The organism is Streptomyces sp. NPDC001787 (assembly GCF_040297465.1).
GTDB lineage: Bacteria > Actinomycetota > Actinomycetes > Streptomycetales > Streptomycetaceae > Streptomyces.
Genome location: NZ_JBEOZE010000025.1, coordinates 123,768 through 137,360, shown reverse-complemented (window position 1 = coordinate 137,360; position 13,593 = coordinate 123,768). Strand labels below are relative to the sequence as shown.

The 13,593-nt window shown below is 68.8% G+C and carries 14 protein-coding genes and 1 pseudogene; 9 read left to right on the top strand and 6 right to left on the bottom strand.

Features of this window, described 5'->3' with window-relative positions; all coding sequences use genetic code 11:
- Both ABT170_RS29440 and ABT170_RS29435 read left to right on the top strand, forming a co-directional pair.
- Positions 1-93 (top strand): annotated as a pseudogene (locus tag ABT170_RS29440) (DUF4232 domain-containing protein); the annotation flags it as partial.
- Positions 94-334: 241 nt separating this feature from the next.
- Positions 335-745, top strand: a complete 411-nt coding sequence (locus ABT170_RS29435) for a hypothetical protein (RefSeq protein ID WP_329940730.1) — start codon at positions 335-337, stop codon at positions 743-745.
- 84 nt (positions 746-829) lie between these two features.
- On the opposite strand, the gene ABT170_RS29430 is transcribed toward ABT170_RS29435, so the two are convergent.
- The 4 genes from ABT170_RS29430 to ABT170_RS29415 all read right to left on the bottom strand — a co-directional run bounded on the left by ABT170_RS29430 (position 830) and on the right by ABT170_RS29415 (position 3,271).
- Positions 830-1,378 (bottom strand): DUF1062 domain-containing protein, encoded by a 549-nt coding sequence (locus tag ABT170_RS29430; protein ID WP_329940731.1) that lies wholly within the window; start codon positions 1,376-1,378, stop codon positions 830-832.
- 154 nt (positions 1,379-1,532) lie between these two features.
- Complete coding sequence (locus ABT170_RS29425) at positions 1,533-1,904, bottom strand: hypothetical protein (protein ID WP_351872356.1); 372 nt, start codon at positions 1,902-1,904, stop codon at positions 1,533-1,535.
- 307 nt (positions 1,905-2,211) lie between these two features.
- A complete protein-coding gene (locus tag ABT170_RS29420; protein ID WP_266931831.1) occupies positions 2,212-2,412 on the bottom strand; it encodes a DUF397 domain-containing protein in 201 nt (66 codons plus the stop codon).
- 10 nt (positions 2,413-2,422) lie between these two features.
- Positions 2,423-3,271 carry a helix-turn-helix domain-containing protein gene (locus tag ABT170_RS29415; RefSeq protein WP_351872353.1) on the bottom strand — a complete coding sequence of 283 codons (849 nt, stop codon included), beginning with the start codon at positions 3,269-3,271 and terminating at the stop codon, positions 2,423-2,425.
- A 254-nt stretch (positions 3,272-3,525) separates the two neighbouring features.
- Here ABT170_RS29415 and ABT170_RS29410 point away from each other — a divergent pair, with 254 nt between their 5' ends.
- Together ABT170_RS29410 and ABT170_RS29405 are read left to right on the top strand one after the other, a co-directional pair.
- Positions 3,526-4,008, top strand: a complete 483-nt coding sequence (locus ABT170_RS29410) for an ATP-binding protein (RefSeq protein ID WP_351872350.1) — start codon at positions 3,526-3,528, stop codon at positions 4,006-4,008.
- A 394-nt stretch (positions 4,009-4,402) separates the two neighbouring features.
- Complete coding sequence (locus ABT170_RS29405) at positions 4,403-5,623, top strand: esterase/lipase family protein (RefSeq protein WP_351872347.1); 1,221 nt, start codon at positions 4,403-4,405, stop codon at positions 5,621-5,623.
- Between the two features lie 14 nt (positions 5,624-5,637).
- On the opposite strand, the gene ABT170_RS29400 is transcribed toward ABT170_RS29405, so the two are convergent.
- The gene (locus ABT170_RS29400; protein WP_351872375.1) at positions 5,638-7,887 is read right to left on the bottom strand and encodes a HelD family protein; all 2,250 of its coding nucleotides are present in this window, start codon (positions 7,885-7,887) and stop codon (positions 5,638-5,640) included.
- A gap of 303 nt (positions 7,888-8,190) precedes the next feature.
- Between ABT170_RS29400 and ABT170_RS29395 the strand changes: the two genes are divergently transcribed.
- Entirely contained in the window at positions 8,191-8,784 is a 594-nt protein-coding gene (locus ABT170_RS29395; RefSeq protein ID WP_351872344.1) for a DUF1349 domain-containing protein, read from the top strand.
- Positions 8,785-8,903: 119 nt separating this feature from the next.
- On the opposite strand, the gene ABT170_RS29390 is transcribed toward ABT170_RS29395, so the two are convergent.
- On the bottom strand, positions 8,904-9,737 hold the full coding sequence (locus ABT170_RS29390) for a C40 family peptidase (protein WP_351872341.1): 834 nt from the start codon (positions 9,735-9,737) through the stop codon (positions 8,904-8,906).
- A gap of 879 nt (positions 9,738-10,616) precedes the next feature.
- Between ABT170_RS29390 and ABT170_RS29385 the strand changes: the two genes are divergently transcribed.
- From ABT170_RS29385 to ABT170_RS29370, 4 genes are read left to right on the top strand one after another with little or no spacing between them, the layout of a single operon-like run.
- Complete coding sequence (locus ABT170_RS29385) at positions 10,617-10,976, top strand: NADH-quinone oxidoreductase subunit A (protein WP_030420561.1); 360 nt, start codon at positions 10,617-10,619, stop codon at positions 10,974-10,976.
- Between the two features lie 18 nt (positions 10,977-10,994).
- On the top strand, positions 10,995-11,549 hold the full coding sequence (locus ABT170_RS29380) for a NuoB/complex I 20 kDa subunit family protein (protein WP_073718467.1): 555 nt from the start codon (positions 10,995-10,997) through the stop codon (positions 11,547-11,549).
- Positions 11,546-12,262 carry an NADH-quinone oxidoreductase subunit C gene (locus ABT170_RS29375; RefSeq protein ID WP_329940738.1) on the top strand — a complete coding sequence of 239 codons (717 nt, stop codon included), beginning with the start codon at positions 11,546-11,548 and terminating at the stop codon, positions 12,260-12,262. Before ABT170_RS29380 ends, ABT170_RS29375 begins: the two co-directional genes overlap by 4 nt.
- Positions 12,262-13,584 (top strand): NADH-quinone oxidoreductase subunit D, encoded by a 1,323-nt coding sequence (locus ABT170_RS29370; RefSeq protein ID WP_329940739.1) that lies wholly within the window; start codon positions 12,262-12,264, stop codon positions 13,582-13,584. The genes ABT170_RS29375 and ABT170_RS29370 overlap by 1 nt, the downstream gene beginning before the upstream one ends.
- The last annotated feature ends 9 nt before the right edge of the window (positions 13,585-13,593 follow it).

Genomic DNA, 13,593 nt, shown 5'->3' with positions numbered 1-13,593 from the left:
GACTGGCCCGGCGCCCCCACGCTCCCCGTCACCGACGGCTCCGGCTCCCCGGTGACGGTCGGCCCCATCGGCAGCGCCGGCCAGGGCGGCTGACCAGGACGGGGCAGCCGACTCGGACAGGCTCACGCGTACCGGCCCGGGGCCCGTCCGCGGATCATGACGACTCCCGTGCGGGACGCGCGACGCCGTGCGCGGACGGGTCAAGCGCCTGATTACCATGGCCTACGCCTGCATACGGCGGTGGGAGAGGAACATGGGCGAGCGAACCGATGGTCCGACTGTCGGGGTACGAAACGCCGGGGCTTCGCATTCCGCACTGCGGCACCTTGCCGCTATGCATCTGAGCGGAGCCGTACTCCTGCTCACGTTCTTGGTACCTCCGATGTGGATGCTGGACGCCGGCTACGCGACCCCGCCGGGCGATCCCACCGCGGATGCCCCCTTCGCCCTCCTCATCGCTGTGCCGCTGGCCTGTGCGAGCTTCCATGTGATGGTGCAGATCCCGGCGGGGATTCTGGGGGCCTGGCTGGGAAGGAACGGCACGACGCCGGTCAAGTACGGGAGCGCGGTCCTCGTGGCAAGCGCACTGAGTCTGCTCCTCCTGTGGAGCCTGGGGTGGAACGCCGGGGGCAGCGGCATCCTGACAGCGTGGGCTGACGCCGTGGTGCGCGGAGCAGTAGGTCTGGCCGGGTACATGTGGGTGATGAGGGCGCGGCCCGGATCCGTGCGACAGGGACAGAACTGATCGCCGGTCGCCGAGTTCGTCCAGTGGTCCAGGGCGGCCCGCCCGGCGCATCGTGCCGGACAGGCCCCTGGTCGCGGGCGGGGCTCAGCGCTTGAGCGTGAAGGTGAAGTCGCCGGAGAGCTTGCCGCTCAGCCGGACCGCAGAAACGAGCTTCCCCTCCATGATCAACCGTTCGACCTCGGCCCGCGAAAGGCCGCAGCCTTCAGCGATCAGCCGCGCCGGCCGGAGCGGGATCCGGGCCGCGAAGCGGACCGAGACGTCGATCACCTCGTGGTCCGGGTGATCCGGTCCGCCGGTGTCGAGCCGCCAGGCGCTGTCCCAGTCGAGGGCGATGCGATTGCGGTGCCGCACGACCGGATCCTGGAGCAGTTCGGCTGCCAGGCCGGGGTCGTTGCCGTGCAGCCGGTCCAGCAGCTCGGGCCGTACGGAGCGCACGTTCATCCGCTCCAGGACCGTGAGCTTTGTGGTTTCCCCGCAGCCCGTACAGAGCGCGAGGAGCCAGGCGTCGATGAGCTTGTGGTTCGCGTTCACGCGAAACTTGCCGTTCGCCCGGAAGCGCTCGGACCCGCAGGCGTGGCAACGGCGGAGGACGAGCGGCAGGCAGGTGGGTATGACCACCCAGATTTTGAGCACAGAAGTACACCGGTTCCAGTGAGAAATCCGCAGCAAAAAGGAGCGCGGCGCAGAGGTGCGACGCGCGACGATTCATCGCTCGGGAGGTCTCAAAGGGTGTACAACGGCATGCCCTTGCCTGGACGACGTGGTTCGGGCAGCACGGTAGTGGCGCTCAACGAAGCTGTTCCACCGGTTTTTCCAGGTGGCGCAGCGGGCGTACGGTCCACTCGATGTGGCGCCCCTCGCTCGGCCGCAGAACGAACCCGCAGGGCTCGCCGCGATGGAGTGCGCCGAGCGCCTGAACCCAGCCGCCCCGGTCGGCCCAGTACTGGGCCCGTGTCGCCTCGTGCGGCGTCAGCCCCAGGACGTGGCTCGCCCGGAGCTGGACGCGGATCACGCGGATGGCATCGCGGGGGGTGGTCAGGACGCGGAGGTCGACCGGTTGGGGTGCGAAGCCGGTCTCGGGCCCGTACCGGAGCACTTCGAGCCGGAGGCCGTATTCGACGCGGGCGTCGATGGGTGGGGTGTGGGGTGACGTACGCATGGTCGACCGTCCGATCGCAGCGTGTGGTGGTGGTGCGGTGCGGTGCCGGAGCCCCCGCCCCGGGGTTGTGTGACGAACAGCGGGGCGGGGGCGGCTTGGGTGCGCCGCCCTCAACGTGCGTGCGGGCAGGCGTGGTTACGTTGCCGGCCGGTGAGGCTCAGTGGTGAACCCGGCCGTGTTGGCGACGCACGGTGACGGTAGCGCTACGAATCGCTGGGTGCAACAGTGGGACGTCCCTAAGTTGTGCCGCATCATGTCGAACGCCCTCCACCTGCCGGTTCGGGCGGAGGGCGTTCGCGGTAGTTGGTCAGATCAGGTGGTCGAACTCGCCTGCCTTGACGCCCAGGACGAAGGCGCGGAGCTTGGCGACGCTCGTCGTGACGACCACGTCGGGATCATCGCTCTCGCGCATTCTGATCCCGCCGTCGACGGGGGCCAGCTCGATACAGTCCTGATTGTTGTCTGCTCCCGAGAATGAGGACTTCTGCCAGTTGATTGCATCGGTCATGTCGCTTGGCTCACATTTCCTGTGCGATGTGTTGGATGAATTGGGCGGACTCCTCCGAACCGAGGGAGATCGACTCGATGGAATCAAGGAGCTCTCGATACCTGGCAAGCTGGGCTTCGGCATCCAGGAATCCGGCGTCGAAGGCGCTGTCGATCTGTACGGTGTCGAGCGCCGTGATGCTGGCTCCGGCGTACAGCATCGAATGCACTGAACCTGTGATCTGTGCGGTGAACGGGATGACGCGGATGGTGACAGAGGGCCAGGTGGACACCGTGTGCAGGAAGTCGAGTTGCTCCCGCATCGCGTCGGCGTCGCAGTAGCGCATGCGCAGGGCCGCCTCATGGATGAACGCTTCGAACGGGGTGGGCACGGGGCGGTCGAAGATGTCGCGCCGCCGTGTCCGGTGTTCGACGCGGGCGTTCAATTCTGCCGCCGGGAGGTGGGAGACCCCACTGCGGATCAGGTCCCTCGCGTACGCCTCGGTCTGGAACACCCCTGGGATGTTCAGCATCCGAATGGCGCGGATGTATGTTGCGCGATGCTCCAGTTCGGCCAGATCCAGAAAGCCCGGTGAGAGTATCCCGCGATAGTCGTCCCACCACCCCTTGGTGCGTTCCTCGGCCATGCTCGCCAGTGCGTCGACCAAGTGCTTGTCGCCGGCCGAGTAATGCGCGGCGAGCCGACGGACCCGTTGGTCGCTCACGCCGTAGCGACCGGATTCGATGTGGCTGATCTGGGCGCGTTCGCCGCCCAGGAATGCGGCGGCCTCACTCCCGGACATGCCGGCGCGCTCGCGCAACTTGCGAAGCTCCGCGCCCAACCGCTTCTGCCTGGCGGTCGGATAGCTCCTTGGCGGCATCGGCCTCCCCTTCGTGCGGTACGAGTGTGCCGCCCAACTGTGTCACTGGTCCACCCGTATGGGTGCTACGGCCGTCCCACTGTTGCGCCGTCCCATTGTTGTGCCCTAGCGTCCCGTTCAGTCGGACAGCTCGCTCTGTGCGCCGAAGTGCAGTCACCCACGGGCGAGTTGACGTCGTCTCGGGTCGGCCAATGCCACGGATCGCCGGGACGAGTCGCCGCATCGGAGACCCACTCACGTAGGGAGACCGCGTCATGACCTCCGTAACCGCTTCGCCTCCACCCGCCCCGTACCTCCCCCAACGCGGCGAGCGTTACCGGCTCGTCGTGCCGAACGCCCCCACCGCACCCCGGATCGCGCGGGACTTCCTGGGGACCGTGCTGCGCAACAGCGCGCACCCCGCGCTCATGGACGACGGCCGGTTGTGCGTGAGCGAGGTGGTGTCCAACGCGCACTCCCACACGCGGTCGGTACGCATCCGTGTGGACGTGACGGTGAACCGGCATCAGGTTCTCGTCTACGTCACCGACGACGAGCCCGGACCGCCGCTGAAGCCCGGACCGCTGCCCGGCACCGGGCCGCAGTCGCAGGCGCCTGGTGGAGATCCGCACGCGGAGCACGGGCGGGGGCTGCTCATCGTGGACAGTCTGGCCGGGCGGTGGGGGACCACGACGCACGGCGGGAGTTCGCCGCACGCGAAGACGGTCTGGTTCGTCCTCGTCGAACGGGAGACGTGACGGGGGAAGGGGACAAGGGACGCGGAAGGGGACGGGGCGACGGGGAAGGGGACGGGGCAATGGCGTGATCGTGATGCACCGGAAACGCGTCCCCGGGCCGGCCCCGATCCGTGTCCACCGGCCCCGCCCGTGGCCCCACCGTGCGGGCACCGCGCCGGGGATGGTCCGGGCGGTACGGGGGACATCCCGGCCGGAACGGACGCGCCGGACCCACTCCCCGACGGGGTAAACACACCAGGGCGTGATCCCACCCGCATGGATGACTTGGCGGCCCGATCGGCGATCCGGCCGCCGCGCGTCCGGCCATGATGTGCCGGTACCCACCCCCTCCGCGGTCATCGAGCCCGAGTCCTTCGGGCCGCTGCGGCATGGGCGCAGAACGAGGAGCGACACTTTGTCCGGACAGCAGGGCGAGACGGCGGAGCAGAGCATCGGCGAGTTCACTCTCGCCGGTTCACCGGGTGCCGCGCGTACGGCCGAGGCGGAGGTTCCGCGGCCGGACGAGGAATGGGACCTGCCCCACGGCTTCGCCCGCGTCTACTACGGCGAGGGCAACAGGGGCATCGTGCGGCCGGTGGTCATGGCCGACGGATTCAACCTGGGCAGGAGCGACCTCGACGCGCTCTACCGGGGCCTGGACGGGGACTTCCCCTTCCTCTCCGAACTGCGGCGGCGGGGCAGGGACATCATCCTGCTCGGCTACGACGACCGCGGCGCCTCGATCCTGGAGAACGCCGAGGCGGTCATCGCGGCCGTCCTCCGGACGAGTGCCGAGCAGCTGGGCGATGCCCCCCTGACCGTGGGCGGCTTCAGCATGGGCGGGATCGTCACCCGCTACGCGCTCGCCAAAATGGAATACCAGCGCATGGACCACCGCACGCGGCTCTACTTCTCCTACGACAGTCCTCACCGCGGTGCTGTCATCCCGATCGGGCTCCAGGCGTTCTCGCACTTCATCCCGGTCGCCAACAACTTCGCCCGGCAGATGAACAGTTCGGCCGCGCGGCAGATGCTGTGGCGCCACTACAACAACGAGGACGGCACGGTCCGGATCGACCCGGAGCGCGAGAAGTTCCTGGAGGCGCTCCGGGAGGTCGGCGGGTGGCCGATGACCCCGCTCAAGGTCGCCGTCGCCAACGGCCGGGGTGACGGCACGGGCCTCGATGTCCCGCCCGGCCAGGTGGCCCTGGCGAGCACCGGGAAGCTGGTCTACCCCGGCACCACGTTCTTCACCCAGGCCGAGGGCCACGAGGTGGTCGTCGCGGAGCTGAAGCGCCTCTTCCCCAAGGCCGAGAAGACGATCACGACCAGCGGCTTCCCGGCGCTCGACGGAGCACCGGGCGGCTCGCTGAATTCCTACGGCATCCTCGGCAACATGCTGAAGAAGTTCGGCGCCACCGTGGAGCTGAACCACCCGGACGTCTGCTTCGTCCCCTCCGTCAGCGCGGTGGCCGTCCGTGACATCGACCAGCCGGCGGATCTGTACGCGAACATCGACGAGCTGTCTCCGGAGGAGAGCGAGCTCGACGACTACGTGTGCTCCTCGGAGACCACGGGACACACCGCCATCACCGAGGAGCTGTGCACCTGGCTGATGGACCGGCTGCCGGAGTGACCCGCCGGGGGCTGTCAGCAGGCCGGAGCGTCGGCAGCCCCCGCGGCCCCCGCCTCCTCCAGTCCGCCGAGCGCCTCGGGTAGATCGACGGTGTGCAGTACCCCGAGGCGCTGGGTGGCTCGGGTCAGCGCGACGTACAGGTCGCTCACTCCGTACGCGGCCGGTTCCACGACCAGCACCGTGTCGAACTCCAGCCCCTTCGCCTGCCGCGCGTTCAGCAGCACCACGTCCCGGGTGAGGTCGGGTGCGGGGCCGTGGCCCGCGTCCGGCAGCTCCGCGAGGAGTGAGGTGTGCAGTGCCGCGGGGGCGACGACCGCGACCCTGCCGCCGTCGCGGGCCGCCGCGGCCTCCCGCGCCACCGCTGCGGCGAGGCCGTCCGCGGAGACCCGCAGCGACCAGGGCCGCACCCCGGTGGACCGCACCGATCCGGGCGGCTCGAACGACGGGTCGTGCGACCGCAGGAACCCGGCCGCGACCTCCATGATCTCGGCGGGCGTACGGTAGTTGACCCCGAGCCGTACGTGCTCCCAGCGGTCACCGACGTACGGCTCCAGGATGCGTTCCCAGGAGCCGAGACCCGCCGCTTCGGCGGTCTGCGCCGGGTCGCCGACGAGCGTCATGGAACGCGTGGGAATGCGCCGCATCAGCAGCCGCCAGGCCATCGCGGAGAGTTCCTGGGCCTCGTCGACCACGATGTGGCCGAAGGCCCAGGTCCGGTCCGCCGCCGCCCGCTCGGCCGCGCTGCGGAGGTCGGCCTCCTCGTGCCGTTCGGCCATCCGTTCGGCGTCGATGATGTTGTGTGCCGCGAGGACCTCGGACTCCTCGTCCTCGAACTCGTACGTCTCCGAGCCGGCGGACAGCTCCAGTACGCCCTGTGCGTAGGCGATCCGCTCCTGGCGCTCGGCCTCGGCCGCCGCACGGGCCGCGCTGTCGTCCTCGCCCAGCAGCTCGGCGGCCTCGTCCAGGAGCGGTACGTCGGCCTCGGTCCACTCACCGCCCTGCCGCCGGATCAGCCCGGCCGGTCCGTCGTCGAGGTGGACCGGCTCCGCGAGGAAGTCCGCGAGGAACTCCTGCGGGGTGAGCTGGGGCCACAGCTCGTCGACGGCCGCGTGCACCTCCCGGCTCATCGCGATCTCCTTGCCCATCTGGGCGATGTCGTCCGGGCCCAGGAGATTGGGCCCGCCGAACGGGTCGGCACCGATCCGCTCGGTCAGCTGCGCGGTGAGCGCGTCGATGATGTGGAACGCGAAGACGGGCCTGGCCAGGTTGTGCGGCAGTCCGCTCTCGCGCGCCCGCCAGCGGGCGTCCTCGGCCATGGCCCGGTCCAGCTGGAGCGTCCCGTAGCCGTCGTGGACGATCTCCGTCGCCCGCTCGGGCACGGTCTGCCGGTCCCGCAGGGCCTGCGCCAGCACGTCGGCCATCGCGGCGCTTCCCTTGACCTCGGCGGCGGCCGGGCTGTCGGTGCCGGTGGCGCGCACCCCGGGGAAGAGCTCACCGAGGGTGGCCAGCAGTACGCCGGTCTCGCCCAGGGACGGCAGTACGTCGCCGATGTAGCTCAGGAAGGCCGGGTTCGGGCCGACGATCAGTACGGCGCGGCGGGCCAGCAGTTCCCGGTACTCGTACAGCAGGAACGCCGCCCGGTGCAGCGCGACGACCGTCTTTCCGGTGCCGGGGCCGCCCTCGACGACCATGACGCCCTTGTGGGGTGCCCGGATGATGCGGTCCTGCTCCGCCTGGATGGTCCGGACGATGTCGTGCATCCGTCCCGTGCGGGCCGCGTCGAGCGCGGCGAGCAGGACCTCGTCGGCGTCCGTGCCCTCATGGCCGGTGCGGGTCGGGTCCGCGAGGTCCATCAGTTCGTCGTGGAGCGCGGTGACGGTGCGCCCCTCGGTGGTGATGTGGCGCCTTCGCCGCAGGCCCATCGGGGAATGGCCGGTGGCCAGATAGAAGGGACGCGCCACGTCCGCCCGCCAGTCGATCACCAGAGGCGTACGGGACGTATCGTCCTGCCGAATTCCGATACGTCCGATGTGATGCGTCCGGCCGTCCCGGAAGTCGATGCGCCCGAAACAGAGCCCATTCTCTCCCGAGCGGATCGCACTGAGCAGCCCGGACTGCTCCGCCACCAGCACATCCCGCTCAAGCCGGGCCTGAAGACCGGTCCCGACCTGCACCAGCGCGTCGCGCACCGACGCCTCGGCCTGCTCCCTGAGCTGATCGAGCCGGGCATAGAGGTCGGTGATGAATTGCTGTTCCTGCCGCATTTCCTCGGTTGACAATTCCACTCCTGGCGCGATATGCTTCTGGAAGAAGACTTCTTTTCATGTCTTTCCTCGCGAAGACATGAAGAATTGAATATACGCAGGAACCGGCCCCGGACGCCAATTCATCCGGGGCTTTTTTGTGTGCGGAACCGCTGCTGCGGGGTTACGGGCACGGGCTGCGGGCGGCTCCGGGGCAAGGGCTCCGGACCGGGGTGTCCGACGATCCGAGCGGGGCCGCGCCCACCGGAATGCGGGTGCGGCCCGGCCTCGTACGATCAAAGGCCGAGGATCAAGGAGACGCCGATGGACGGACAGCGGACGGTCGACCGGTCGCGGGCCACCTGGCTCAACCCGCCGCGGGCCTCGGTGGCCCGGGGCGCGGACCTGCTCGTGACCACCCGGGACCGAGGGGACTTCTGGCGCACCACCAGCTACGGCTTCGTGCACGACGACGGGCACGCGCTCCTGACCCCGCTGCCCGGCGGTTCGGCGGTCGAGGTGACGTTCGTGGCGGACTTCGACACCCTGTACGACCAGGCAGGGGTCATGGTCCGGGTGGACGAACGGAACTGGATCAAGGCCGGCATCGAACTGACCGACGGCGTTCCGCATCTGGGGGCCGTGGTCACGCGCGAGGTGTCGGACTGGTCGATGGCGCCGGTCCCGGAGTGGGCCGGGCGAGGGGTGACCGTACGGGCCAGCCGTGCCGGCGACGCCCTCACCGTGCGCGCGCGGTGCGAGGACGGGCCCTGGCGGATGGTCAGGCTGGCCCCGCTGGACCCGGATGCGGTCGCGCTGGCCGGTCCGTTCTGCTGCTCGCCGCAGCGCGAGGGACTGGAGGTCCGCTTCACGGGCTTCACGACGGGGCCGGCGGACAGGTCGCTGCACGGGGAATGAGCCCCGGCGACGGGCAGGGCCCCGGGCATGGCTGAGGGCCGTCACTCCCGAGCGGGGGAGTGACGGCCCTCAGCCGTGTTCAGCGGCGCCCGGTGGGGTGGGACCGGGACGCTTGTGAATCAGAGAACGCGGACCGCGCCGGTCGGCCGGTCGTAGTCCAGGGAGCGCTGCACGGTACCCGTGTTGGAGTTCTGCGCGCCGACGAACTGGCCGCCGCCGATGTAGACCGCGACGTGGTAGGCGCTGCCCGCGCTGCCCCAGTACAGGATGTCGCCCGGCTGAAGGTTGTTCAGGGAGACCTGGGTGCCGAAGGTCGACTGGGCCTGCGAGACGCGCGGCAGGTCGACGCCGACCGTGCGGAACGCGGCCTGGACGAGGCCGGAGCAGTCCCACGAGTTGGGGCCGGTGCCGCCGGGCACGTACGCGTCGCCGACCTGCGCCTTGGCGAACGCGACGACGGCCGCCGCGGAGCCCGTGGCGTTCGACGAGGAGTACGAGGCCGAGTAGGAGGACGCGGAGGAGCCCGAGCCGCCGGAGGAGGCGCTGAGCGTCGTGCGCACGGAGGTGCGGGACGCGCGCTCGGCGGCCTCCGCCTTCTTCTTGGCGGCTGCCTCGGCCTTCTTCTCGGCCTCCGCCTTGCGGACTGCCTCGGCCTTGGCCTTCTTGGCCTTCTTCGCGGCGCTCTCGGCCGCGGCGTCCTCGTTGGCCTGCGTTTCGAGGTCGAGGGCGACCTGCTGCGTGGCCTGTGCGGAAGCGGCGACGGTGGTGGAGAGCCCCGAGGTGATGGTGGGCATCTCGATGGTCTGGGTCACCGGCTCGGCCTGGGCCGGACCGGCGGCGCCTGCGACCGCGATGGTGCTGAGGACGCCACCGGCAACTCCGGCCCGCAGTGCCGTCTTCGAGGCACTCTGGCGGGGCTTCCGGTGGCTGGGTATGTGAGCGGTGAGGGACATGAGTACTAGCGCTATCAGGGCTGTAGGGGTCCCATCAAGAAACGTGTGTTGCGACACAGTTACGTTCGGAATCTGTGAATCCGCTTTCTGAGAGCCTTTATTGACGCCGTAACGGGCAAACCGGGCACGCCTGATCAGGGCTGTGATCATTGACTTTCGGCAATACGCCCGAATTGCCCGGCGCTTACCATCCGTTCACACCGTTGGCCAAGCCCGCTTTCGCTGAAGCGGGGGTGGAGTGGCGCAGGTCACAGCGTGAATCGGCCTCGGCGGGCAACTGCGCGCATGGGTCGCGGGTGCGGGTGCGGCCGGATTCGGGCCGTGGGGCGAGATGACCTATTGGGGCGTCATGTCCGTTCGGTGCGACGGGTGCCGACGTTCGTCCGCGGGGCGCGCCGACCCTCGGGCGCACCCTCGCCGGAACCTCTCGCCGGACCCTCGGCGGCTCCGTCCGGAAGATCGTGAATGCGTGCACATGTCCACATCGCTCCCCGTCCCCCCTCTTCCGGGTGAGTGCCGGGGAGGCGCGATTCCTATATCACCTGGTTCTGTCCATCGCCAATTTGCTTGTACGTGCCGTCGATTGATAGCGCGACACCCCTTTGACCAGGGGTAACACCGCTGAATGTCACGTCTCGTGATCACTCGGCCGCTTCGCGTACGAAGATCACCGCTCATCCGACTTCATGATCCTTCGTCAGGTGGTGGAGATCACAAAGGCGTTGTTGTACCCCGTGTCGCAGATCACAGGATGGCGGGCATAGGATGCGGGGCAGTCGGGCTTGTGAACTGCCTCACATGTGCACGATCTTGGTGAGGTGGCGAGCCGGTCGCCCGATGCGGTCCAACGGTCAAGGACGACTGGAAGGAGCGAGGAGCGTGAATGCCTACGCGCCCATCCTCGTGCTCGGCGCCCTCGGGGCAGGGTTTGCGATCTTCTCCGTGGTCATGGCCACGCTTATCGGCCCCAAGCGGTACAACCGAGCACGGCTCGAAGCGTACGAGTGCGGTATCGAACCCACCCCGACTCCCGCCGGAGGCGGCCGCTTCCCGATCAAGTACTACCTGACGGCGATGCTTTTCATCGTCTTCGACATCGAGATCGTCTTCCTCTATCCCTGGGCGGTCACCTTCGACGCCCTGGGGATCTTCGGGCTCGTGGAGATGCTGCTCTTCGTGCTCACCGTCTTCGTCGCCTACGCGTATGTGTGGCGGCGCGGCGGCCTGGAATGGGACTGAGGGGCTGAGGGGCACACCATGGGACTCGAAGAGAAGCTGCCTAGCGGCTTTGTGCTGACCACTGTCGAGCAGGCCGCCGGCTGGGTGCGGAAGTCCTCCGTCTTCCCGGCCACCTTCGGCCTCGCCTGCTGCGCCATCGAGATGATGACGACCGGCGCGGGCCGTTACGACCTGGCCCGGTTCGGGATGGAGGTCTTCCGCGGATCGCCGCGGCAGGCGGATCTGATGATCGTCGCGGGACGGGTCAGCCAGAAGATGGCGCCCGTCCTGCGGCAGGTCTACGACCAGATGCCCAACCCGAAGTGGGTGATCTCCATGGGGGTTTGCGCATCATCGGGCGGGATGTTCAACAATTACGCCATTGTTCAGGGTGTTGACCACATTGTTCCGGTTGATATCTATTTGCCGGGGTGCCCGCCGCGCCCCGAGATGCTGATCGACGCCATTCTCAAGCTCCACCAGAAGATCCAGGGCTCCAAGCTCGGGGTCAACGCGGAGGAGGCCGCCCGCGAGGCGGAGGAGGCGGCGCTCAAGGCGCTCCCCCTGATCGAGATGAAGGGGCTGCTGCGGTGACCGACGACCAGAACGGCGCCAACGGCAACGGCGTCCCCGCACCCCGCGAGCAGGCCGAGGTCATCCGCGTACGCAAGGGCATGTTCGGCGCGAACAACGGCGGCGACACCTCCGGCTACGGCGGCCTCGTCCGTACCGTGGCCCTGCCCGGCGCCTCCTCGCGCCCGTACGGCGGCTGGTTCGACGAGGTGGCCGACGAACTCGAAGGCGCCCTGGACGAACAGGGACTGCTTCCCGAGAACGCCATCGAGAAGACCGTCGTCGACCGCGCGGAACTCACCTTCCACATCGCCCGCGAGCATCTGCTCCAGGTCGCCCGCACCCTGCGCGACGACCCCGCGCTGCGCTTCGAGCTCTGTACGGGAGTCAGCGGCGTCCACTTCCTCGGTGACAAGGGCCGCGAACTGCACGCCGTCTACCACCTGCGGTCCCTCACCCACGGCCGGCTCATCCGGCTGGAGGTGTCCGCCCCGGACAGCGACCCGCACATCCCGTCCCTCGTCGAGGTCTACCCGACCAACGACTGGCACGAGCGCGAGACCTACGACTTCTTCGGGCTCGTCTTCGACGGGCATCCCGCCCTCACCCGGATCATGATGCCGGACGACTGGCAGGGCTTCCCGCAGCGCAAGGACTACCCGCTCGGCGGCATCCCCGTCGAGTACAAGGGCGCCCAGATCCCGGCTCCGGACCAGCGGAGGTCGTACTCCTGATGACCACTCCCCACGCAACGCCCCGTGCCACGACCGAGGGGACTGTATATACAGTCACCGGCGGAGACTGGGACGAAGTCGTCGAGTCGGCCGTCAAGTCCGACGACGAGCGCATCATCGTCAACATGGGCCCCCAGCACCCGTCCACGCACGGCGTGCTGCGGCTGATCCTGGAGATCGACGGCGAGACCGTCACCGAAGCCCGCTGCGGCATCGGCTACCTCCACACCGGCATCGAGAAGAACCTCGAATTCCGGAACTGGACCCAGGGCACCACGTTCGTCACGCGCATGGACTATCTGACGCCGTTCTTCAACGAGACGGCGTACTGCCTCGGCGTCGAGAAGCTGCTCGGCATCGAGGACCAGATCCCCGACCGGGCCACGGTCCTGCGCGTCCTGCTGATGGAGCTCAACCGCCTCTCCTCGCACCTGGTCTGCATCGCGACCGGCGGCATGGAGCTCGGTGCCACCACGATCATGATCTACGGCTTCCGCGATCGTGAACTGGTTCTCGATCTCTTCGAGCTGATCACCGGCCTCCGGATGAACCACGCGTTCGTCCGTCCCGGCGGACTCGCCCAGGACCTGCCCCCGGGCGCGGTCGACCACCTGCGCGCGTTCATCAAGACCATGAAGAAGAACCTGCCGGAGTACGACAAGCTCGCCACCGGCAACCCCATCTTCAAGGCCCGTATGCAGGACGTCGGCTACCTCGACCTGGCCGGCTGCATGGCGCTCGGCGCCACCGGGCCGGTGCTGCGCTCCGCCGGGCTCCCGCACGACCTGCGCAAGACCGACCCGTACTGCGGCTACGAGAACTACGAGTTCGACGTGCCCACCGCGGACACCTGCGACTCCTACGGCCGCTTCCTCATCCGCCTGGAGGAGATGCGGCAGTCGCTCAGGATCGTCGAGCAGTGCCTGGACCGGCTGGAGCCGGGCCCGGTCATGGTCGCCGACAAGAAGATCGCCTGGCCCGCGCAGCTCGCGCTCGGGCCGGACGGACTCGGCAACTCGCTCGACCACATCAAGAAGATCATGGGCACCTCCATGGAGGCCCTGATCCACCACTTCAAGCTGGTGACCGAGGGCTTCCGGGTCCCGGCCGGGCAGGCGTACACCGCGGTCGAGTCGCCCAAGGGTGAACTCGGTGTGCATGTCGTCTCGGACGGCGGCACCCGCCCCTACCGGGTCCACTTCCGCGACCCGTCCTTCACCAACCTGCAAGCCATGGCGGCGATGTGCGAGGGCGGCCAGGTCGCCGATGTCATCGTCGCCGTCGCGTCCATCGACCCCGTGATGGGAGGCGTCGACCGGTGACCGCAAACC